Origin of the sequence: Pseudomonas sp. KCJK8993, from assembly GCF_046230915.1 — a bacterium.
In the GTDB taxonomy this organism is placed as follows: domain Bacteria; phylum Pseudomonadota; class Gammaproteobacteria; order Pseudomonadales; family Pseudomonadaceae; genus Aquipseudomonas; species Aquipseudomonas piscis.
The window spans coordinates 1-18,768 of record NZ_JBJJLO010000125.1 but is presented as its reverse complement, the minus strand read 5'-3'; the positions used below and the strand labels follow the sequence as shown (position 1 = coordinate 18,768).

Sequence of the window (18,768 nt, the reverse complement as noted above, 5' to 3'; positions counted from 1 at the left end):
ACCTGGCGGATGCGTTCGGCCAGGTCCGCCACTTGTCCGGGGCTGAGGCTGGCGGCCAGGCGAAACTCGCGGTACAGCGGCCCCAGGGCCTTGGCACGCTCGGGGTTGGGGACGGCGTCGATCAGGTCGCTGGGGAAACTGTTGACCTGCACCACCCCACCCTTGGCCGCCAGCTGGCGCAAGCGCTGGTCATCCAGGTTACGTGGATGCTGGGTAATGGCCCTGCTGCTGGAATGGGAGGCGATGATCGGCGCCGTGGACAGGGCCAGCACCTGGTCGAATACCTGGTCCGAGGCATGGGACACATCCAGCAGGATGCCCAGGCGATTGGCCGCGCTCACCAGTTCGCGCCCGGCGGGGCTCAGGCCCCGCCATTGCGGCAAGGCGGTGGCCGAATCGGCGAAATCGTTGTTGGCCGAATGCACCAGCCCCAGCATGCGCAGGCCCAGGCGATGGTAGGTGAGCAGCCGCTGGGGATCGGCCGCCAGGGGCTCGGCATTCTCCATGCTGATGAACACCACGCGCTGGCCACGGCCGACGATGGCCGGCACATCCTCGGCGCGCAGGGCCAGGGCGAAGTCCTGGGGATGGGCGGCCACCAGGTCGCGGATTCGGGTCAACACCGCCAGGCCGTGCTCGCTGGCCTGGGTCCGGCCTTCGGCATCGAGCGGCCCCTGGGGCGTGAAGATCGCCCAGAAGCCGCCATCCAGGCCGCCCTCGCGCATCCGTGGCAGATCGACCTGGGACAGGTCGTCCTGGTAGCGATGGCGCTGGTGGATGTCCCAGCCCGGCCGGGCCAGTTGCATCGGGGTGTCGAGGTGGCTGTCGAGTACGGTCAGGCGTTGGTGCAGGGCCGCGGCGGGCTCCTGGGCCAGCGCCCAGGGGCTGGCCAGGGCCAGGGTCAGCAAGGATCGGCGCAGCATGGGGGCCTCCAGGGCCGGTTGGAAAAACACGCCGGGCCCTCAGCCCCAATGGAAGCTGCGGTCCCAGAGGCCGGAAACATCCAGCGGCTGGGGCAATACCCCGGCCTCGTAGAACAGATCGGCCACGTCCTGCTGGGACTTCACCGCCGCATCGTCCACCGGTTGCAGCAAGCGCGGGCCGCTCTGGGCGCGGTATTGGGCCAGGAACACTTCCCGGGGCATGCCGAGGATCTGCGCGCTGCGGGTCGCCCACTCCTCGGGGTGGCTGGCGATCCACTGCCAGGAACGGTACTCGCGCAGGATGTAGTCGGTGATCGCCGCATGCTTGCGCGGGTCGGCGATGCTCTGCTGGTTGGCGGCGATCACGTAGTTGCCCGACAGGTAGCCTTGCCCGGTCTTGAGCACCCTGGCCCCGGCACGCAGCTCGGCCAGCTGGATGAAGTAGCCGAAGCTGACCCAGGCATCCAGGGCGCCGTTCTGGAACGCGGCAAAACCATCCTGCGGGGTCAGGGCCATGGGCACGATGTCGGCGAAGCCCAGTCCCTGCTCCTTCAGCGCCTTGAGCAGGAAATAGTGAGAGCTGGTGGAACGGATGTAGCCGACGCGCTTGCCCTTGAGCTCGGCGATGGACTGGACGCTGGAGCCCTTGGGCACGATGAAGGCCTGGTTGTTGACGTCGCCGGTGAGCACTGCGATCAGCTTCACCGGAGCCTGGTTCTTGATGCCGAAGATCGGCGGGATCTCGCTCATTGGCGAGATGTCCAGGGTGCCGCTGACCAGGGCCTCGAAGCTCAGGTTGCCGCCGGTGAACTCGGCGTACTTGACCTGGTAAGGGGGTGGTTCGATACCCGCCTGGGTAAAGAAGCTCGGGGCCGCGCCCTTATAGGTGGCGACGTTCAGGGTGACCCCGGACCAGTCGGTGGCGGCTCCCAGGCCCAGGCGCGGCAAGGCGCCGGCCAGGCCGGCAAGGGCCGAGAGTTGCAGGAAACGACGACGCTGCATGCTGGCTGTCCTCAATCGAGAAAATCCGCTTCTTCGCGCAGGATGCGCTCGCGGTAGGGCTGGAAACTGAACCAGCCGCCGAACTCGGTGCCCACCTGGCGCGCCGTGTGGCGGGCCACTTCATGGGGAATGGGCCGTGGCGTACCGGCAGCCTCCGCCAGCAGCTGGGCCTGGGCGGCGTTATCCATGGCGATGAAGCGCCAGGCCGCCGCCTCGACGGTCTCGCCCACCGTGAGCAGGCCATGGTTCTGCAGGATCAGCGCCTTGTGCCCATGCAAGGCGGCGGCGATCCGCGCCCCTTCGCTGGCCTCCAGCACCACCCCGGAGAAGTTGTCGAACAGCGCGTGCCGCTCATAGAAGGCGCAGGCGTCCTGGGTCAGCGGGTCCAGCAAGCGACCCAGGCTGGACCAGGCCTTGCCGTGCAACGAGTGGGCATGGGCGGCGGCCACCACCTCGGGATGGGCCTGGTGCAGCGCCGCATGAATGGCGAAGGCTGCAAGATTCAACGCGCCCTCGCCTTCGACGATGGCGCCGTCGGGGTCCACCAGCAACAGGTCGGAAACCCGTACATGGCCGAAATACACCCCCACCGGGTTGACCCAGAAATGCTCCGGGTGCTCCGGGTCGCGCACCGTGATATGCCCGGCCCCACCCATGTCGAAACCCAACCGGGCGAAAACCCGGAACGCCGCCGCCAGGCTCTGCTTGCGTTGCAATCGCTCGAGCTCGACGCTGGCTTGGCGCGGCGGGTGCTCCCAGCGAAAAACCGTATGCCCATCGCGGGGCAAGTCATACACGGCGGGAGGAAAATGTGCGGTCATATCCCCTCTCCTGGAAATGCTCATGAACCCCCGGCTCCCGCCTGCCCTTCTGCGGTCTCAAGATCCCCGCGTCTGCTACGCAGCCTTCGGCAGCGGCTACACAAACCGGCAGGGGCGCCGCTGCCGAGCCCGCGAGGCTGCGAAAAGGCCCGCAGGGCCTTGCCTGGCGATCACCGGAAGACCTAGGCCCCGCACGCTAGTAGCCACGCTGGATCTGCACCGGATTCTCCAGGGACAAACCATCGCCCCAGCGCCGGAGGTTGCGCTCCAGCAGCCGGGCGATATTCAGGTAGACCCCGGGCGAGTTGGCCGAGGTGTGCGGCGACAGGTGAATCCGTGGATGGCGGTAGAACGGATGCCCCTCGGGCAACGGCTCGGGATCAGCCACGTCCAGGCTGGCCAGGCCGATGCGCCCGCTGTCCAGGGCCTTGAGCAGCGCCGGCTGATCGATCAGCGCGCCCCGGGCGATATTGATCAGGTGCAGCCCCGGCTTGGCCATGGCCAGCACATCGGCGTCGATCACCTGGCGGGTCTGCTCGGTCAGCGGCACCGCCAGCAACAGGTGGTCGGCGCGGGAAAACAGTTGCCCCAGGTCGCTCACCGACTCCACCCCGGGCACCTGCAAAGGCTGCGGCGAACGCCGCAGGGCCAGCACCCGCATGCCCAGCGCCAGGGCCTTGGGCGCCAGTTCCCGGGCAATGCTGCCAAAACCGAACAAGCCCAGGGTGCTACCGGCCACCGCCGCCAGCGGTCGTTGCTGCCAATGTTCGGCACGCTCGACCCACACCTGGGGCAACCCCTTGGCGGCGGCGAAGATCGCCGCCAGGACGAACTCGGCGATGCTGGACGCAGTGCAGCCCCGGGCACTGGCCACCGGCAGGTGCTCGAACAGCCAGCGCGGGAAGTAATCCAGGCCGGAACTGGCCAGTTGCACGAAACCCAGGCCGAAGGGCCAGCCGGCCGGTGGCTGCGCCGCGTCGCGAAAATCGGCATGGGGCGCGGCCAGCAGCACCTGGATATCCGTGGGCAAGCCGACGGGAATGCCCCGGGGCAGGTCCAGCACCTCGATCCCGGGCAGCCACTGGCGCAACTGCCGGTTGAAGGCGGCGTCGAGCTGGCTGGCGATGCGCGTCACACCTGGGCTCCACGGCTGGGCAAGGCGAACGCGGCACGCCCCACCGCGCCGAGGATGGCGTCGTTCTGCGGCGTATGGATACGGCTGCACAGCACATCGCGATAGTGGCGCTCGATGGGATTGCCGCGGGCCAGCCCCGGGTTGCCGATAGCCTCGATCCCCAGTTCCACCGCACTGATGGCGTTACTGGTGACCAGGTACTTGACCTGGGTGGCCTCGCTGGCGGCGATGCGCCCTTCGGCGGCGGCGTCGAGCAGTACTCGGTTGTTCAGCAACAAGGCATCGATACGCCCGATCAGTTCCTGGAAACGCGGCAGGCTCGACAGCGGCGCGCCGAGGTTGGCCGGGGCCCGCTGGGCCAGCCAGCCCAGCAACCAGTCGCGGGCGGCGCGGGCCACCCCGTCGTAGATCGCCGACAGCAAGACCGCCAGCCAGAGCACGCCCTTGCTGTCCAGTTCCGAAGGTCGCGGGACGTTGGCCGGCTGGATGTCCACCGCCTGCTCCAGGGGCACGAACACCTCGTCGAAGATCACGTCGTGGCTGCCGGTGGCGCGCATGCCCAAGTGGTCCCAGGTTTCCTCGATGCGGATGCCCGGGCTGTCGCGGTGCACCAGCCAGGTGCCCACGCGGGGCTCGGGCTCGTCGCTGCGGGCCCACACCGCCAGCCAGGTCAGCCCGGGAATGCCGGTGGAGTAGATCTTGCGACCGCTGAGCGACCAGCCACCCTCGACCCGTTGCGCCAGGGTCGCCGGCAGGCCGCCGCGAGCGGGAGTGCCCAGGTCCGGCTCGACCCGCAACGCATTGATCAACGCCCCGTCCTGCACCGCTTCGCGGGCTACTTGCTGGCGCAGGTGCAGGGGCCAGGCGGTGTTCTGCTGCAGGCGCGTGTGCTGCAAATACTGCATCACCAGGACCAGGGCGGTGGACGGTTCGCCCTGGGCCACGGCGCCGATCACCCGCCGCGCCTGGGCCAGGGTCGCCTCGCTGCCGCCCAGGGCCCGGGGTACGGTCAAGGCCAGCAAGCCATGCTGGTGCAGGCGTTGCAGGTTGGCATGGGGAAACTCGCCGTGGCGATCATAGTGGGCCGCCGTGGCGGCAAACTCCTCGCTCAACTGCTGCAGCAGGTCGGCGAACGCCACGGAGTCCAGCTCAAGGGGCGCCGCAGTGGCGATGGAGGGTTCAGTGCAAAGGCTCATCGGCTGGCAATCCTGCTCAGGGGTGGGGCAACAAGGGGGGCCGGCTCGGCCTCGGTTTCGACGCCCAGTAATTGCAGCAACCGCCCACGCAGTTGCTGGAACCCGGGAAGGCCAGCCTGGCGCGGGCGCGGCAGGCGGATCGGCAGTTGCTCGGCAATGCGCCCGTTGGCCAGCACCAGCACGCGGTCGGCCAACAGCAGGGCTTCATCGACATCGTGGGTCACCAGCAACACCGCCGGGGCATGGGCCTGCCACAGGCGGATGATCAACCGATGCATACGGATCCGCGTCAGCGCGTCGAGGGCGGCAAAGGGTTCGTCCAGCAACAATAGCTGCGGCTCGCGCACCAGGGCCCGGGCCAGGGCCACGCGCTGGGCCTCGCCACCGGACAAGGTGCCGGGCCAGGCCTGCAACCGATGGGCCAGGCCCACCTCCTCCAGCGCCGCCTGGGCCCGCTGGCGCACCTGCTCGCCCCGTACGCCGAGGGCGACGTTGCGCCAAACGCGCTTCCAGGGCATCAAGCGTGGCTCCTGGAACACCGCGGCCATGGCCGTCGGTACCTGCAAGCGCCCGGCGTCGATGGGCTCCAGCCCGGCCAGGGCGCGCAGCAAGGTGGTCTTGCCCGAGCCGCTGCGGCCCAGCAAGGCGACGAACTCTCCCGGGGCGATGTCCAGGTTCAGTTCGTCGAGCACCGCTTGCCCGGCGAAGCGCCGGGTGATGCCACGGCCTTCGACAGCGGCCGGCAAATGGCCCGCTGCGGTCGGGCCCGGTGGCGAAGATGACAGCTGCATGGCTCAACTCCTGATGAAAGTCGGCCGCCAGGCCAGGGCGAAACCTTCAAGGCCGCGTACCAGGGCATCGATGCCCAGGCCGAGCACGCTGTAGACCAGCAGGCAGATCACGATCACGTCGGTGCGCATGAAGTCCCGGGCGTCGTTGACCAGGTAGCCGATGCCGGCGCTGGCGTTGATCTGCTCCACCACTACCAGGCCCAGCCAGCTGATGCCGAAGGCGTAGCGCAGGCCGACGAAGAACGCCGGCAGGGCCCCGGGCAGGATCACGTGGACGATCCGTTCCCAGCGCTTGAGGCCCAGCAGGGTCGCGGCCTCCAGCAGCTTGGGATCGAGGCTGCGGATGCCGGAGAACAGCGTGAGGTAGATGGGAAAGGTGGTGCCCAGGGCGATCAGGGCGATCTTGGGCGCCTCGCCGACTCCGAACCAGAGGATGAACAGCGGCACGATGGCCAGGAACGGCAAGGTGCGCAGCATCTGCATCGGCGAGTCGATGGCCAGCTCGCCACCGCGCGACAGGCCGGCCAACAGGGCAAGCAGCGTACCGAGGCTGACGCCGATGGCCAGGCCGGCGAAGGCGCGCTTGAGGGACACCCACAGATGCCCACCCAGCTCACCACTGCCCAGCATCTGCCACAGGGTGGCACCGATGGTGCTGGGGGCGGCGATGACCCGCGCCGGCAGCAACCCGGTGCGCGCGGCCAATTCCCACAACACGAGCAGCAGCAACGGGCTGGCCAGGCGTAGCAGCAGTTGCACCAGGGCCCGATATCCAGGGCTGGCAGGCCAATGGCCGGAGACTTTGAGCGGGGCTTGCGCAGGCATTTCACATCCCTATTTCAGCGCGTTCGAAGCCCATGCTAACTACATAAAAAACGTCCGTGAAATTCGTTTTGGTTCTAAATTAATATACAAAAATTGCATTCACCAGCACTTGAGATATGCAATTAACTTGCATACCAGCGAACTGTCCGCGCCGTTCAGGACGGTGACGGGCCGACACGGGCAGCCACCATTTCACCGAACATGCTCACCGGCTCCTGGAGGTTGCCGAGGAAGCGCGGATGGATCAGCCAGAGGTCGATCACCGGCTTGAAATCGCTGACCGGCACGATCTCCAGCTTGTCCCGATGGCTGCTGTTCTCCAGCAAGGGCAGCGGCACCAGGCCATACCCCAGGCCATTGGCGATCAACCCCAGTTGCAGCTCGGTGCCGAAGGTCTCCAGGTTGATCTGCAGCGACAGGCCCTGGGCACTCAGGGCCCGTTGCAGGCCAGCGCGGAAACCACAGCCATCGGGATTGAGTACCCAGCCGCGCTGGTAGCAATCGGCAAGCTTGCAGGAACGCTTGCGCGCTTCGCCCCGGGCCGCCACGACCACCAGGTTCATGCTGGCCAGGGAACGCCCCACCACCGCCTCGGGAAACACCTTGCCGGCAGGGAACAACGCGGCCACCACATCCAGCTCGCCGTTCTCGACCTTGCCCAGCAGGTGGCTGCCCCAACCGGTGGCCACCGAGGTCTGCAACTGCGGGTAGAGGGTCTTCAACTGGCTCAGGGCATCGAGCAGCACCACATCGCCGATGGTCTGCGGCACGCCGATGCGCAGGGCGCCGCTGGGGGCGCCGTCACTGGCCACCAGCTCGTTCAGCGCATCGATGCTGCGCAGCACTTCCAGGCACTGGCCATACACCCTGAGCCCCATGCTGGTGGGCTTGAGCGGCTTGGTATTGCGGTCCAGCAACTCGACCCCGAGCGCCTCCTCGAAGTTCTGCACCCGGCGGGTGATGGCCGGCTGGGTCAGTTGCAGGGCGTCGGCCGCCTGGCTGATGGTCTGGCAGCGGATCACCGCCACGAACGCGTTCAGATCATCTATCTTCATTCTTTTTTCGCATAATAAATGACTGGAAAAATGTTCGATAAGAATAATACCTTTTAGCTCGACCGTGTAGTTCGTGTCGTTCGTCCTGTGTCCACGGAGGGAACCCATGCCCCACAACGCCTCGACCGTCTCCATCGCCTCACCCAACCTGGCCCGCCTGCGCGGCTTCATCGGTGACCTGGCCGAGCTGCTCGACAGTCATCCCGACGAAGCCCGGGTCCTGGACCAGGGGGCGACTTTGCTGCAACGCCTGGTGAGCCAGGACGACTGGCTGCCCGACGCCTTCGCCCAGGCCGATCCGCAGCGCTACCAGCAATTCTTGCTGCACGCCGACTCGCGCCAGCGTTTCTCCATCGTCAGCTTCGTCTGGGGTCCGGGCCAACGCACGCCGATTCATGACCACCGCACCTGGGGCCTGATCGGCATGCTGCGCGGCGCCGAGGACTCCCAGGGCTTCGAGCGCCTGGCCGACGGCCGCCTGCAGCCTGCCGGCTCACCGGTGCGCCTGGTGCCGGGCCAGGTGGAAGCGGTGTCGCCGCGTATTGGCGATATCCACCAGGTGACCAACGCCCATGCCGACCGGGTGTCCATCAGCATCCATGTCTACGGCGCCAACATCGGCGCGGTGCGGCGTGGGGTGCATGACCTGGACGGTCACGAGAAGCCTTTCATCTCCGGCTATTCCAACACCTTGCTGCCCAACCTCTGGGACCTGTCGAAGGAGCCCCTGCAATGACCGATTTCCCGACCCGCAGCCCGGAACAAATCCGCCAGGCCTTGCTCGAACGCCAGGAACTGGCCCTGGTGGACGTGCGTGAAGAAGCGCCCTTCGCCGAAGCCCATCCGCTGTTCGCCGCCAATATCCCGCTGTCGAAACTGGAGCTGGAGGTGTATGCGCGCATCCCCAGGCGCGATACCGCCATCACGCTCTATGACCAGGGCGAAGGCCTGGCCGAACGCGCCGCGACCCGCTTGCGACAACTGGGCTACAGCGATGTCGCCCTGCTCGCGGGCGGCCTCGACGGTTGGCGCAACGCCGGGGGCGAGTTGTTCAAGGACGTCAACGTGCCGAGCAAGGCCTTTGGCGAACTGGTGGAGGCCGAGCGCCACACCCCATCGCTGGCTGCCGAGGAATTGCAGGCCTTGCTCGATCAGCAAGCCGACCTGGTGGTGCTCGACGCCCGGCGCTTCGACGAGTACCAGACCATGAGCATCCCTGGCAGTACCAGCGTGCCCGGGGCCGAGCTGGTGCTGCGGGTCCGCGAACTGGCGCCCGATCCACGAACCCGGGTGGTGGTCAACTGCGCCGGACGCACCCGCAGCATCATCGGCACCCAATCGCTGGTGAACGCCGGTATTCCCAACCCGGTGGCGGCCCTGCGCAACGGCACCATCGGCTGGACCCTCGCCGGCCAGGCCCTGGAACACGGCCAGCAGCGGCGCTTCACCACACACGCCGGCGCCCACCGCGCACAAGCCCAGGCCGCGGCCCGGGCGGTGGCCGACCGGGCCGACGTGGCGCGCATCGACCTGGCCCAGTGGCGCCGCTGGCAGGCCGAACCCCAGCGCACCAGCTACCTGTTCGATGTGCGCAGCCCGGAAGAATTCGCCGCCGGCCACCTGCCCGGCGCCCGCTCCACCCCAGGTGGCCAATTGGTGCAGGAGACCGACCATTTCGCCAGCGTGCGCGGCGCGCGCCTGGTGCTGGTGGACGACGATGGCGTGCGGGCCAACATGAGCGCTTCATGGCTGGCGCAGATGGGTTGGCAAGTAGCCGTGCTCGACGGCTTGCGGGGCAGCGACTTCAGCGTGCGCGGGGCGTGGCAGGCGCCGTTGCCGGACAGCCCGGCGGTCGAGGAAATCAGCCCGCGGACCCTGGCCGACTGGCTGCGCGAGCCCGGTACCCTGGTGCTGGATGTCACTGCCAGCGCCAACCATGTACAACGCCATATCCCTGGCGCCTGGTGGGTACTGCCCAGCCAGTTGGCCCAGGCCCTGGAGCACCTGCCGCCACCCAAGCGCTTCGTCCTGACCTGTGGCAGCAGCCTGCTGGCGCGCTTCGTCGCACCGCACTTGCAGGCCCTGACCCAACGCCCGGTGTTCGTGCTCAGCGGCGGCACCAGTGCCTGGATCGAAGCCGGGCTGCCCGTGGAGCAAGGCCAGCAGCGCCTGGCCTCGCCACGCATCGATCGCTACCGGCGCCCTTATGAAGGCACCGACAATCCCCGGGAAGCCATGCAAGCCTACCTGGACTGGGAGTTCGGCCTGGTGGCGCAGCTGGGACGCGACGGCACTCACGGCTTCTTCGTGATTTAAACGCTGGAGGCGGCTTGCCGGTACAACTCGGCCAGCCGCTGGCAGGACGGAAAGCACCCGCAGTGTGCTATCAATCGGCCAAGTGACAAATAGCAATAATTCTCGATATCATTCGCGACCTCCTGCCCACCGCGTCGTCAAGAAGGATATCCATGTCTCGCTCCAAGCCCGACTCTGCCTCGGTGGACTCAGTTCGCGGGTTCTATGCCGACATCCTGCATTTCCTGCGCAAGCGCACGGATAACGCCTGCGACGCGGCGGACATGACCCAGGACGTATTCACCCAGTGGCTCGATTACCGTGACCGGGCCCAGGTGGAGCAGCCCCGGGCCTTCCTGTTCCAGATGGCGCGCAACCTGTTGCGTGATCATTGGCGGCACCAGCAGGTGCGCTCCAAGGCGCATCAGCAGGCCCATCCCGAAGACAGCTTCGACAACGAGCCCCTGGCCGACGAACGGCATGAGCCGCTGCCCGCCGCCCAGCGCCTGCAACGCCTGGAACAATTGAAGGAAGTCCTTGCCCAACTCTCGCCGCGCCGCCGCGAAGCCCTTATGCTGCACCGCTTCGAAGGGCTGAGCCAGGCACAGATTGCCCAGCGCATGGGGATTTCCGTCAGCATGGTGGAAAAACACATCGCCTTTGCCCTGCTGCACTGCAAGCAGCACCTACAACGAGAAAACGGCAAGGAGCTGCCTGAATGACCCGCTTTCCCGGCCGCCAAGACGACAGCGACAGCGAACAGATCGATGTCGAGGCCGCCAGTTGGTTCGCCCGTAACCGCAACTCCCCGGACCGCGCCAGCCGCAAGGCCTTCGACGCCTGGATGGCGCATCCGGCCCATGCCCGGGCCTATGCCGAATTCGAAGAGTTGTGGGTGGACCTGGCGCAATTGCAGCAACTGAGCAAGCCGATTGCACTGCCCCGGCGCAGGAACCCGGCCTGGCGTCCGGCCCTGGCGGTGGCCGCGGCCGTGCTGTGCACGGTGCTGGCGGTCAACCTGGGCACGTCCAGGACGCCCTACGTCCAGCAGGTCGCGGCCCAGGAACAGGGGGCACGAGCCTTCAAGCTCCCCGATGGCAGCACCTTGTACGTCAACGCCAATACCCAGGTGCAAATCGACTTCAGCGCACAACAGCGCGATATCTACTTGCAACACGGCCAGTTGTACCTGGAGGTCGCCGCCGACAAGGAACGACCGCTGTGGGTGCACAGCGGCGCGGCCAAGGTACGGGTCGTTGGTACGGCCTTCGATGTGCGGCGTGGCCAACGCCAGCTGGTGGTCAGCGTCGCCCATGGGCAAGTGGCCTTCAGCCCGGACGGGCGCCCCGCCGAACTGTCCTTGCTCGGTGCCCGGCAACAGGCCATCTACGACCTGCAAAAGGGCACCTTGCGCCAGCAGTCCCTGGATCAGGACGACGTGGCGGACTGGCGTAGCGGCCGCCTGGCCTTTCGCAACCGTGACCTGGCCAGCCTGGTGGACGAGTTGAACCTTTACCGGCGCCAGCCAGTGCAGCTGGCCGATGGCCCCCTGGGCGCCTACAAGGTCTCGGGTAACCTGGACGTCAACGATCCGGACGCCCTGATCAAGACCCTGCCCACGCTGATCCCGGTCAAAACCGTGGCCCAGGCCAATGGCCAGTTGAAGATCGAAGCCCGCTGAACCTCAAGCATGAGAATATATTTCATTCGCATATGAGGTTTTTTTTCACTGTCGCGTCTTCCTCCCGTCTGCAATCTGTCCGCAGCGCTTTTCCGGCCTTTAAGCCGATTTGGGGGAAGTCATGTTTCGCGCGCTCTTGCCTGTTCCGTTAGTTCGTACCCGCCCGACCCTGCTGGCCGCCTGCCTGGCGTTGAGCCTGCCGGCCCACGCCGGATCACTCCATTTCCAGTTGCCGGCGCAGCCCCTGGCCGCCTCCCTGAGCCAGGTCGCCCAGCAAGGGAAAATCCAGCTGCTGTTCGACGAGCAACTGCTGCGTAACGCCAAGGCGCCAGCCCTGCAAGGTGACTTCAGCCCGGAAGAGGCGATCCGCCAGCTGCTGCGCAACGGCCAGTTCAGCCTGGTCAAGGTCGACAACACCTATATCGTGCGTCCTGCCGAAACCAGCCAGAGCAGCGGCTCGGCCCTGCAACTGGGGGCCACGAGCGTGATCGGCAACGGCTCGGTGGTGGATTCCTCCAGCGTAGGCCGCTCGACCCTGAACCAGGCGGAGATCGATCGCCACCAGGCCAACAACGTGGTCAGCCTGATCGATACCCTGCCCGGCGTGAGCCTGGGCGGCTCGCTGAAACCGGGTGGCCAGACCATCAATATCTGGGGCCTGGGGGACGCCGAGGATGTGCCGATCACCGTCGACGGCGCCACCAAGAGCGGCTTCGAGCGCTACCAGCAAGGGGTGATCTTCATCGAGCCGGAGCTGATCCGCCGAGTCGAGGTGGAAAAGGGCCCGCACTCGCCCAAGACCGGCAACGGCGGCTTCGGCGGCACCGTGCACACCGAGACCAAGGACGCCCCGGACCTGTTGCAGGACGGGCGCAATGTCGGTGCCATGGTCAAGTACGGCTACAGCAGCAACGACCATCAGCAGGCCTACACCTCTGCGGTCTATGGCCGCACCGACGATCATCGCTTCGATGCCCTGGCCTACTGGACCAAGCGCGATGGCGACGACATGAAGCTGGCCAGCTCAATCCCCGATCCGCGCAACCAGTACCTGGTCAACCCCAAGCGCCAGCCCAATACCGCCCAGGACCTGGACGGCCAGCTGTTCAAGCTCAACATGCAACTGACCGACGAGCAGCGCCTGGGCTTCACCTACAGCAGCTCCGACAGCGATATCTGGGCGCCCTTCTCGGCCAAGAACTACCCGGAGCCGCCAAGCAAGGCCAACATCGACAAGTACGGCTATGACGGCGCCACCAAGCGCTACCTGGCCCAGCGCAACACCCTCGACACTACCTGGCTGGCCAAGTACCAATACACCCCGGTGGACAATCCCTGGGTCGACCTCAAGGTCCAGTATTCCAACTCCAAGACCGACCAGACCGACAAACGCGGCCCGAGCGCCTTCTACCAACCGGTTACCGGCGGGCGCAAGATCACCGTGGGCTACGAGGACAAGATCCTCGAAGTGACCAATGTCAGCCGCTTCAGCACCGGCCCGCTGGACCACGCCCTGACCAATGGCATCCAGATCCGCAAGCACACCCGCGAGGTGGATATGTGGATGCCGGGCAAGACCTATGAAGTGCCCAAGTACAACTACGGCCACTACCAGCCAGGCTTCATGCCCCATGGCAAGGTCGACAACAACGCCTTCTATATCCAGGACGCCATCACCCTGGGCGACTTCACCCTGACCCCGTCCCTGCGCTACGACCATGTGCGCAACCGTGGCGAGGAGAACGATGCGCCGCTGTACAACAGCAGCAACCCCAAGGACGGCCATGACTATGGCGACAAGACCTATACCGGCTGGTCGCCGCGCCTGTCGGCGTTCTGGACGGTGAACCCGCAACTGGCGCTGTTCGCCGACTACAGCAAGACCTGGCGCGCGCCGGTGATCGACGAGCAGTACGAAGTCCAGGCCCCGGGCAGCAGCCGCTCGGCCACCAGCCGCAACCTCGACCCGGAGCGCATCACCGCGCTGCGGGCGGGGACCATCCACAACTTCTCCAAGCTGCTGACCGACAACGACAGCGCGCAGATCCGCACCACGGTGTTCCAGAACAAGATCAGCGACGAGATTCTCAAGGCCACCGGCATCGGCTGCGCCGAGCAGCTGAGCACCGGCAAGAGCATCGCCCAGGTGTGCAAGGAGTCGCCGATGTCGGTCTATCGCAATATCGGCGACCTGACCATCAAGGGCTTCGAGGTCGAGAGCTTCTACGACTCCAACTACCTGTTCGGCTCGCTGTCCTACTCCTGGATCACCGGCAAGCATGAAGGTGCCTACACCAACCCCTGGGGGCCGAACGTCTGGGCCCGGGACATTCCGCCGCGTAAATGGGTGGCGACCCTGGGCCTGAAGATTCCCCAGTGGGATGCCCAGGTGGGCTGGCAGGGCCAATGGGTGCGCCAGACCGACCGGGTGCCCAGCGATCTCTACCCCGGCGGCGTAGCCAGCGCCATGGGCGACTCGTACTGGGACCAGTACAAGAACGACCGCTACAACGTGCACGGGCTGTTCGCCAACTGGAAACCGCAGCAGGCCTACCTCAAGGGCACCGAAGTCCACTTCACCCTGGACAACATGTTCAACCGCGACTACCGCCCGCCGCTCAGTGGCGACAACGCCTACAGCGTGGGGCGCAACGCCAAGATCAGCGTGACCCGGTTCTTCTGAAGGCCTTCGCCTGGCGCAGCACGCTGCGCCAGGCGAAGCACCACCGATGTATTGCAAACCTTTAGCTTCGCCCTCCCACTGGCCCTCCCTGGGCTAGGATCGACCTCCCCCCTGAAAACCGTTGGAGTGCCTTTGGGCGCTTTCAGCCAACGCCCTATTGACCGCGTACGAACACTATCGTACAAACAGGCAAGCATCATGGACAGAGGCTTCAGGAAGGTCAGGCGGGACCTGATCAATGCACTACAGAGCGGTAACTATCTGCATGCCGCACGCGACTCGATCGAGGTCAAGAACCTGCTGGCCACCGGCGAGGTGTCGGCCGGCCAACTGATCGAGGTCATCGTCGCCTGCAAGGGCAGCGACCACCAGTGCAGTGTCCACCACAGCGCCCCAGACCTTGCCGTCCATGTGCTGAGGAAGGCGGGCTGGTACATCAAGTTCTACTTTATCGAGCCAGAGGCGTGGTTCATCAGCGTTCACCGATGAGGACAACCCATGAAACTCTATCTGCAGGGCGACCGGGGCAAGGCACTTTGTGAGCATTGCCAGCAGGTCGTGGGCATTACCTACACCCGGCGCGACGTGCCCTTCAGCGACGGCAACGGCCAGGCCCGGGAGATCCTGGTGGGGGTCTGCGACCTCTGCGCCACGGTGGTGGCCATTCCCCCCCAGTCGACCCCGGCGATCAAGGAAGCGCGCCGCCAGCAACTGACCTCCATCGAGGCGCGGCTGCCGGCGGTCTACCTCGACGTGCTGGACGCCGCGATGCACTCGGTGGCCGAAGACGCCGGGGTGCAGATGCGCAAGCTGTTCTTCAGCTACTACTTCAGCGCCCCCCTTGTACCTGCCCTGGAACAAGTGCACGACGACTTCGCCCAGTACCTGGCCCAACAGGCCGAGGTCCGCCAGATACCTGCCGTGCATGCAATGAAACGCCTGTCGCTGAAGGTGAACCACTATGTGGCCGCGGATCTCGCGCGCCTGCTGCAGGCGACGCGGATGACCCAGACCGAACTGCTGAAATCACTGATCGCGCAGATTCGCCTGGATGTGCTCGAAGGCGGCAACCCGGCGGTGATCGCCGACCTGCGCCAGCTGGCACGCCTGGGGCTGTGACCTTCAGCCTTTGCCCCGACCGGCCACCCGGCCCGCCCGCAGGAAATCCCCCCAGCGCCTTACCAGGTAGTTGTGCTCGTCCATCACCGAGTTCCACACGGCGATATGCCCCATGCGCTGCGGGTAGGAACCGCCATCGCGGGTTTCGCCAATATCGATCAGCGGTTCGCCGTCGCTGCCCGGCAACTCTTCCCGGGCCGGTTTGCCGGCATACCAGTAATCCCATTCGGCGCTGCTCAAGTGATCGCGGGTGCGCGCCGGGTTACCGATGTAGTAGCCCTGGCGAGCCATTACCGCACCGGGCCAGCCCGACAACCACCAGTTGAGGTAGGCATAGGCCGCGTCCAGCACCGCGCCCTTGGCATGGCGCGACAACGACAGGCCACCGAACCAGGCTCGGTAGCCCTCCTTCGGCACCGCCAGGCGGTATTTGACCCCGGCCCGGTGCAGGCGCATCAGGGTTGGCGACCACAGGCTCTGGATATCAATGCACGGCCTGAGCATCAGTTGCGCGGCCTCTTCATCGTCGGACCAGAACGCCGCGAAGTGCCCTTCGCGCTGCTTGCGCACCAGGATCTGCGCCAGCCGGTCGATCTCTTCGATGCTCAGGTTCCCGATGTCCTTGAAGGACTCCAGGCCACAGCCCTGCACCGCCAAGGCGGCATCCAGGGCACCAATCGCCGCATCGCTCTGCAAGGCGATGCGTCCGCTCCAGGCCGGCTCCAGCAGCCAGCCCCAGCTCTCATTGACGCTGGAAAAACCCGCCGGCAGGCGCTCCGGGCGGTAGGCGAAACTGTCGGCGTTGTGGGTCAGCGGCAGCATGCTGATGCGGTCGCTGACCGTGCTGCCCAGGCTACCATCGCGTTGCACATAGAGCCGTTCGCTGGGCACGCTGCCGCTGCCCAGGCGGTCATCCGGCGACAGGCGCCCGCGCTTGGGCAGGTCGTTGATCTCGTGCCACAGGGCAATGCGCCGGGTGTCGATGGGCTGGATTGCCTGGGCCGGCCAGACGAAATCGACGTTGTGAAACCACTGGTCATAGAGGTCGTAACTGTCCGGCTGCATCACCGCGATGCGCTGGGCCTGTTCCACATCGTGCACCTGATACACCAGGCGAATGCCCAGGTCCTGCTCGGCGCGCACCCGCAAGGACTCGAGCAGGGTCACCGAGGTGCCCAGTACCCGCAGGGTAACCGGTTGCGTCGCCGCCATCAGGCACACTCCCCGACGACCGGGGCGAAGCTGCGGGCGAACACCTCGAAGGAGCGGCGCAGTTGTTCAGGCTCAAGCCCGCGCAGAATAAACACCAGCCGCGAGCGATGATCGGCACTGGGCCAACGGGGCAGATGCACGGGAGCGTGCAGGCAATGCTGCACGCCATGAATGACGATGGGAGCCTGGCTGGCGCTGATGTTGAGCAATCCTTTCACCCGTAGAATTCGTTCGCCGTGGCATCTTAGCAGCATCGACAACCAGACCCCGAAGCCCACCCAGTCCAGCGGCTGCTCGAATTCCAGGCAGCACACTTGCGCCTCGCCATGCTGCGGCGCAGCGGCTTTCAGTGGCCGCTGCAACTGCCAGCGAGCCACTTCCCGCTCCGCCGTCGCGCCACGCAGGCCCTCCTCCAGCAACAGCTGATCGCCCCCCTGGATCGCCTGGGTCAGCAGCACTGGTGCCCCGGGATTGAGACGCTGCAAATGCTCGCGCAAGGCTGCCTGGATCGCCTCGTTGACACAGTCGGTCTTGCTCAGCAGCAAGCGATCCGCGGCCGCCACCTGGGCCAGCCACTCCGGATGCAGGCGCTCCTGCAGCGCCGCGTGGCTGGCATCCACCAAGGTGACCAGCAGGCCGATATGTACCCGCCCACGCAACTGCGGATCATTGTTCACCGTGGCCAGGATCGGCGCCGGGTCGGCCAGCCCGGTAGTCTCCAGCAACACCCGGCGAAAGGCCGGGATCTCGCCCCGGCTGCGCCGCGCCAGGAGCCCCAGCAACGCTTCCTTCAGCTCGCCGCGAATCGAGCAGCAGACACAGCCGCTGGGTAGCAGCACGGTGTCCGGCGCCACCTGTTCCACCAGCAGGTGATCGATGCCGACATCGCCGAACTCGTTGATCAGCAACGCCGTGTCCCCCAGGCTCTGGCCCTGCAGCAGACGATTGAGCAAGGTGGTCTTGCCGCTGCCGAGAAACCCGGTGATGACGTTCAAGGGCATACTCATGGCTGTTGCTCCAGGTGCTTGAGGACCACAGGATCAAGAGGATCCAGAGGCCGGCCGAGCATGGACTCGGCCAGGCTCCACAGTTGCTCCAGGCCGCTGGCCAGTTCCTGGCGACCGGTGGCCCCCAACAGCAGATAGGCTGAGCCCTGGAAGTCTTCGACCTTGAGCCGGAACGGCGCCAGAATCCGGTTGATCGCGGCGATTCTGCGCAAGCGCTCGCGGCGCCGGGGCAGCCTGTCCCCCAGCGGATCGCTCCAATGCACGTCTTCGCCCAGCAGCCCGCATAATCCGCACATGCTCAACCCTCCTTCATGGCATGACATCCCCGGAGTTCGGGCCCAGGGTCTGGCCGACAAACAGGTTGCCCCCCGGCTCGCTGGCCAGCAGCACCGCAGTGGGCGCCACTTCATCCGCCAGGCCGAAACGGCCCAGGGGCAGCTCGGCGGCCTTGGCGATTTTCCAGGCGCTGCTGATGCCGGACACCAATGGCGTCTCGATCGGCCCCGGGGCGATGGCGTTGACCAGTACATTGTCCTTGGCCACCTCCAGGGCCAGGGACTTGGTGAAGCCAATGACCCCGGCCTTGGCCGCGGCGTAGTGAGTCAGCTCGGCCCCCCCCTTGATCCCCAGTTGCGAGGCGACGTTGATGATCCGCCCCCAGCGCTGTGCCAGCATATGGGGCAAGGCCCGCTGGCTGGCGACGAAGACGCTGGTGAGATCGACCCGCAGCATGTCGTTCCACATCTCGACGGAGAGCTCGACACAGCGCGCCTGGGTCAACATGCCCGCGTTGTTCACCAGGATATCGATACCGCCGAAATGCTCGACACAGGCATCGACCCCAGCCTGGGCACCTTCGACGCTGCCGACATCGGCCACGCACTCGAAGACTTCGGCCCCCAATTCGCGACAGGCCCGGGCACTCTCGGCCAGGCGTACCGGATCACGGTCGGCCAGCAGCAGGCGGGCGCCGGCCGTAGCGTAAGCCCGGGCGATAGCGGCACCGATACCGCTGCCGGCGCC

General features: G+C 66.2%; 19 protein-coding genes. 7 read left to right on the top strand and 12 right to left on the bottom strand.

The window, feature by feature from the left end:
• The 8 genes from ACK6AU_RS27440 to ACK6AU_RS27405 all read right to left on the bottom strand — a co-directional run.
• Positions 1 to 923: dipeptidase (locus tag ACK6AU_RS27440; RefSeq protein ID WP_409302636.1), on the bottom strand; the 923-nt coding region annotated here is incomplete at its 3' end.
• A 39-nt stretch (positions 924 to 962) separates the two neighbouring features.
• On the bottom strand, positions 963 to 1,925 hold the full coding sequence (locus ACK6AU_RS27435; RefSeq protein ID WP_409302634.1) for an ABC transporter substrate-binding protein: 963 nt from the start codon (positions 1,923 to 1,925) through the stop codon (positions 963 to 965).
• 11 nt (positions 1,926 to 1,936) lie between these two features.
• Positions 1,937 to 2,746, bottom strand: a complete 810-nt coding sequence (locus ACK6AU_RS27430) for a class II aldolase/adducin family protein (protein ID WP_409302632.1) — start codon at positions 2,744 to 2,746, stop codon at positions 1,937 to 1,939.
• A gap of 196 nt (positions 2,747 to 2,942) precedes the next feature.
• Positions 2,943 to 3,881, bottom strand: coding sequence for a D-isomer specific 2-hydroxyacid dehydrogenase family protein (locus ACK6AU_RS27425; protein ID WP_409302630.1), 939 nt, complete (start codon positions 3,879 to 3,881; stop codon positions 2,943 to 2,945).
• A complete protein-coding gene (locus ACK6AU_RS27420; protein WP_409302628.1) occupies positions 3,878 to 5,077 on the bottom strand; it encodes an acyl-CoA dehydrogenase family protein in 1,200 nt (399 codons plus the stop codon). Before ACK6AU_RS27420 ends, ACK6AU_RS27425 begins: the two co-directional genes overlap by 4 nt.
• Positions 5,074 to 5,868, bottom strand: coding sequence for an ABC transporter ATP-binding protein (locus tag ACK6AU_RS27415; RefSeq protein WP_409302626.1), 795 nt, complete (start codon positions 5,866 to 5,868; stop codon positions 5,074 to 5,076). The genes ACK6AU_RS27420 and ACK6AU_RS27415 overlap by 4 nt, the downstream gene beginning before the upstream one ends.
• Positions 5,869 to 5,871: 3 nt before the next feature.
• Entirely contained in the window at positions 5,872 to 6,693 is an 822-nt protein-coding gene (locus ACK6AU_RS27410) for an ABC transporter permease (protein ID WP_185697951.1), read from the bottom strand.
• A gap of 155 nt (positions 6,694 to 6,848) precedes the next feature.
• Positions 6,849 to 7,748, bottom strand: coding sequence for a LysR family transcriptional regulator (locus tag ACK6AU_RS27405; protein ID WP_409302624.1), 900 nt, complete (start codon positions 7,746 to 7,748; stop codon positions 6,849 to 6,851).
• Positions 7,749 to 7,854: 106 nt separating this feature from the next.
• Between ACK6AU_RS27405 and ACK6AU_RS27400 the strand changes: the two genes are divergently transcribed.
• The 7 genes from ACK6AU_RS27400 (at position 7,855) to ACK6AU_RS27370 (ending at position 15,526) form a co-directional block, all read left to right on the top strand.
• Positions 7,855 to 8,484, top strand: a complete 630-nt coding sequence (locus ACK6AU_RS27400; protein WP_185697949.1) for a cysteine dioxygenase — start codon at positions 7,855 to 7,857, stop codon at positions 8,482 to 8,484.
• Entirely contained in the window at positions 8,481 to 10,064 is a 1,584-nt protein-coding gene (locus ACK6AU_RS27395; RefSeq protein WP_409302622.1) for a rhodanese-related sulfurtransferase, read from the top strand. The genes ACK6AU_RS27400 and ACK6AU_RS27395 overlap by 4 nt, the downstream gene beginning before the upstream one ends.
• 152 nt (positions 10,065 to 10,216) lie before the next feature.
• Positions 10,217 to 10,765: an RNA polymerase sigma factor gene (locus tag ACK6AU_RS27390; RefSeq protein WP_185697947.1), complete on the top strand. Its 549-nt coding sequence runs from the start codon at positions 10,217 to 10,219 to the stop codon at positions 10,763 to 10,765.
• The gene (locus ACK6AU_RS27385; protein ID WP_409302619.1) at positions 10,762 to 11,724 is read left to right on the top strand and encodes a FecR family protein; all 963 of its coding nucleotides are present in this window, start codon (positions 10,762 to 10,764) and stop codon (positions 11,722 to 11,724) included. Before ACK6AU_RS27390 ends, ACK6AU_RS27385 begins: the two co-directional genes overlap by 4 nt.
• A gap of 121 nt (positions 11,725 to 11,845) precedes the next feature.
• Positions 11,846 to 14,407, top strand: a complete 2,562-nt coding sequence (locus ACK6AU_RS27380) for a TonB-dependent hemoglobin/transferrin/lactoferrin family receptor (protein ID WP_409302617.1) — start codon at positions 11,846 to 11,848, stop codon at positions 14,405 to 14,407.
• Between the two features lie 198 nt (positions 14,408 to 14,605).
• Positions 14,606 to 14,896 (top strand): hypothetical protein, encoded by a 291-nt coding sequence (locus tag ACK6AU_RS27375; RefSeq protein WP_260497930.1) that lies wholly within the window; start codon positions 14,606 to 14,608, stop codon positions 14,894 to 14,896.
• Between the two features lie 9 nt (positions 14,897 to 14,905).
• Positions 14,906 to 15,526, top strand: a complete 621-nt coding sequence (locus tag ACK6AU_RS27370; protein WP_409302615.1) for a hypothetical protein — start codon at positions 14,906 to 14,908, stop codon at positions 15,524 to 15,526.
• Between the two features lie 3 nt (positions 15,527 to 15,529).
• Here ACK6AU_RS27370 and ACK6AU_RS27365 read toward each other — a convergent pair whose 3' ends face one another.
• The 4 genes from ACK6AU_RS27365 to ACK6AU_RS27350 all read right to left on the bottom strand — a co-directional run.
• A complete protein-coding gene (locus ACK6AU_RS27365; protein ID WP_185697942.1) occupies positions 15,530 to 16,738 on the bottom strand; it encodes a PotD/PotF family extracellular solute-binding protein in 1,209 nt (402 codons plus the stop codon).
• Entirely contained in the window at positions 16,738 to 17,745 is a 1,008-nt protein-coding gene (locus ACK6AU_RS27360) for a CobW family GTP-binding protein (protein WP_409302613.1), read from the bottom strand. Before ACK6AU_RS27360 ends, ACK6AU_RS27365 begins: the two co-directional genes overlap by 1 nt.
• Entirely contained in the window at positions 17,742 to 18,041 is a 300-nt protein-coding gene (locus tag ACK6AU_RS27355; protein WP_185697940.1) for a hypothetical protein, read from the bottom strand. The genes ACK6AU_RS27360 and ACK6AU_RS27355 overlap by 4 nt, the downstream gene beginning before the upstream one ends.
• 13 nt (positions 18,042 to 18,054) lie before the next feature.
• Positions 18,055 to 18,768, bottom strand: a 714-nt coding sequence (locus ACK6AU_RS27350) for an SDR family NAD(P)-dependent oxidoreductase (RefSeq protein ID WP_409302610.1), incomplete at its 5' end; no start/stop codon positions are given.

Coding starts and splice junctions, on each gene's coding strand:
- ACK6AU_RS27435 (WP_409302634.1), bottom strand. CDS start 1,925: ATGCAGCGTCGTCGTTTCCTGCAACTCTCGGCCCTTGCCGGCCTGGCC.
- ACK6AU_RS27430 (WP_409302632.1), bottom strand. CDS start 2,746: ATGACCGCACATTTTCCTCCCGCCGTGTATGACTTGCCCCGCGATGGG.
- ACK6AU_RS27420 (WP_409302628.1), bottom strand. CDS start 5,077: ATGAGCCTTTGCACTGAACCCTCCATCGCCACTGCGGCGCCCCTTGAG.
- ACK6AU_RS27415 (WP_409302626.1), bottom strand. CDS start 5,868: ATGCAGCTGTCATCTTCGCCACCGGGCCCGACCGCAGCGGGCCATTTG.
- ACK6AU_RS27410 (WP_185697951.1), bottom strand. CDS start 6,693: ATGCCTGCGCAAGCCCCGCTCAAAGTCTCCGGCCATTGGCCTGCCAGC.
- ACK6AU_RS27405 (WP_409302624.1), bottom strand. CDS start 7,748: ATGAAGATAGATGATCTGAACGCGTTCGTGGCGGTGATCCGCTGCCAG.
- ACK6AU_RS27400 (WP_185697949.1), top strand. CDS start 7,855: ATGCCCCACAACGCCTCGACCGTCTCCATCGCCTCACCCAACCTGGCC.
- ACK6AU_RS27395 (WP_409302622.1), top strand. CDS start 8,481: ATGACCGATTTCCCGACCCGCAGCCCGGAACAAATCCGCCAGGCCTTG.
- ACK6AU_RS27390 (WP_185697947.1), top strand. CDS start 10,217: ATGTCTCGCTCCAAGCCCGACTCTGCCTCGGTGGACTCAGTTCGCGGG.
- ACK6AU_RS27385 (WP_409302619.1), top strand. CDS start 10,762: ATGACCCGCTTTCCCGGCCGCCAAGACGACAGCGACAGCGAACAGATC.
- ACK6AU_RS27380 (WP_409302617.1), top strand. CDS start 11,846: ATGTTTCGCGCGCTCTTGCCTGTTCCGTTAGTTCGTACCCGCCCGACC.
- ACK6AU_RS27375 (WP_260497930.1), top strand. CDS start 14,606: ATGGACAGAGGCTTCAGGAAGGTCAGGCGGGACCTGATCAATGCACTA.
- ACK6AU_RS27370 (WP_409302615.1), top strand. CDS start 14,906: ATGAAACTCTATCTGCAGGGCGACCGGGGCAAGGCACTTTGTGAGCAT.
- ACK6AU_RS27365 (WP_185697942.1), bottom strand. CDS start 16,738: ATGGCGGCGACGCAACCGGTTACCCTGCGGGTACTGGGCACCTCGGTG.
- ACK6AU_RS27360 (WP_409302613.1), bottom strand. CDS start 17,745: ATGAGTATGCCCTTGAACGTCATCACCGGGTTTCTCGGCAGCGGCAAG.
- ACK6AU_RS27355 (WP_185697940.1), bottom strand. CDS start 18,041: ATGTGCGGATTATGCGGGCTGCTGGGCGAAGACGTGCATTGGAGCGAT.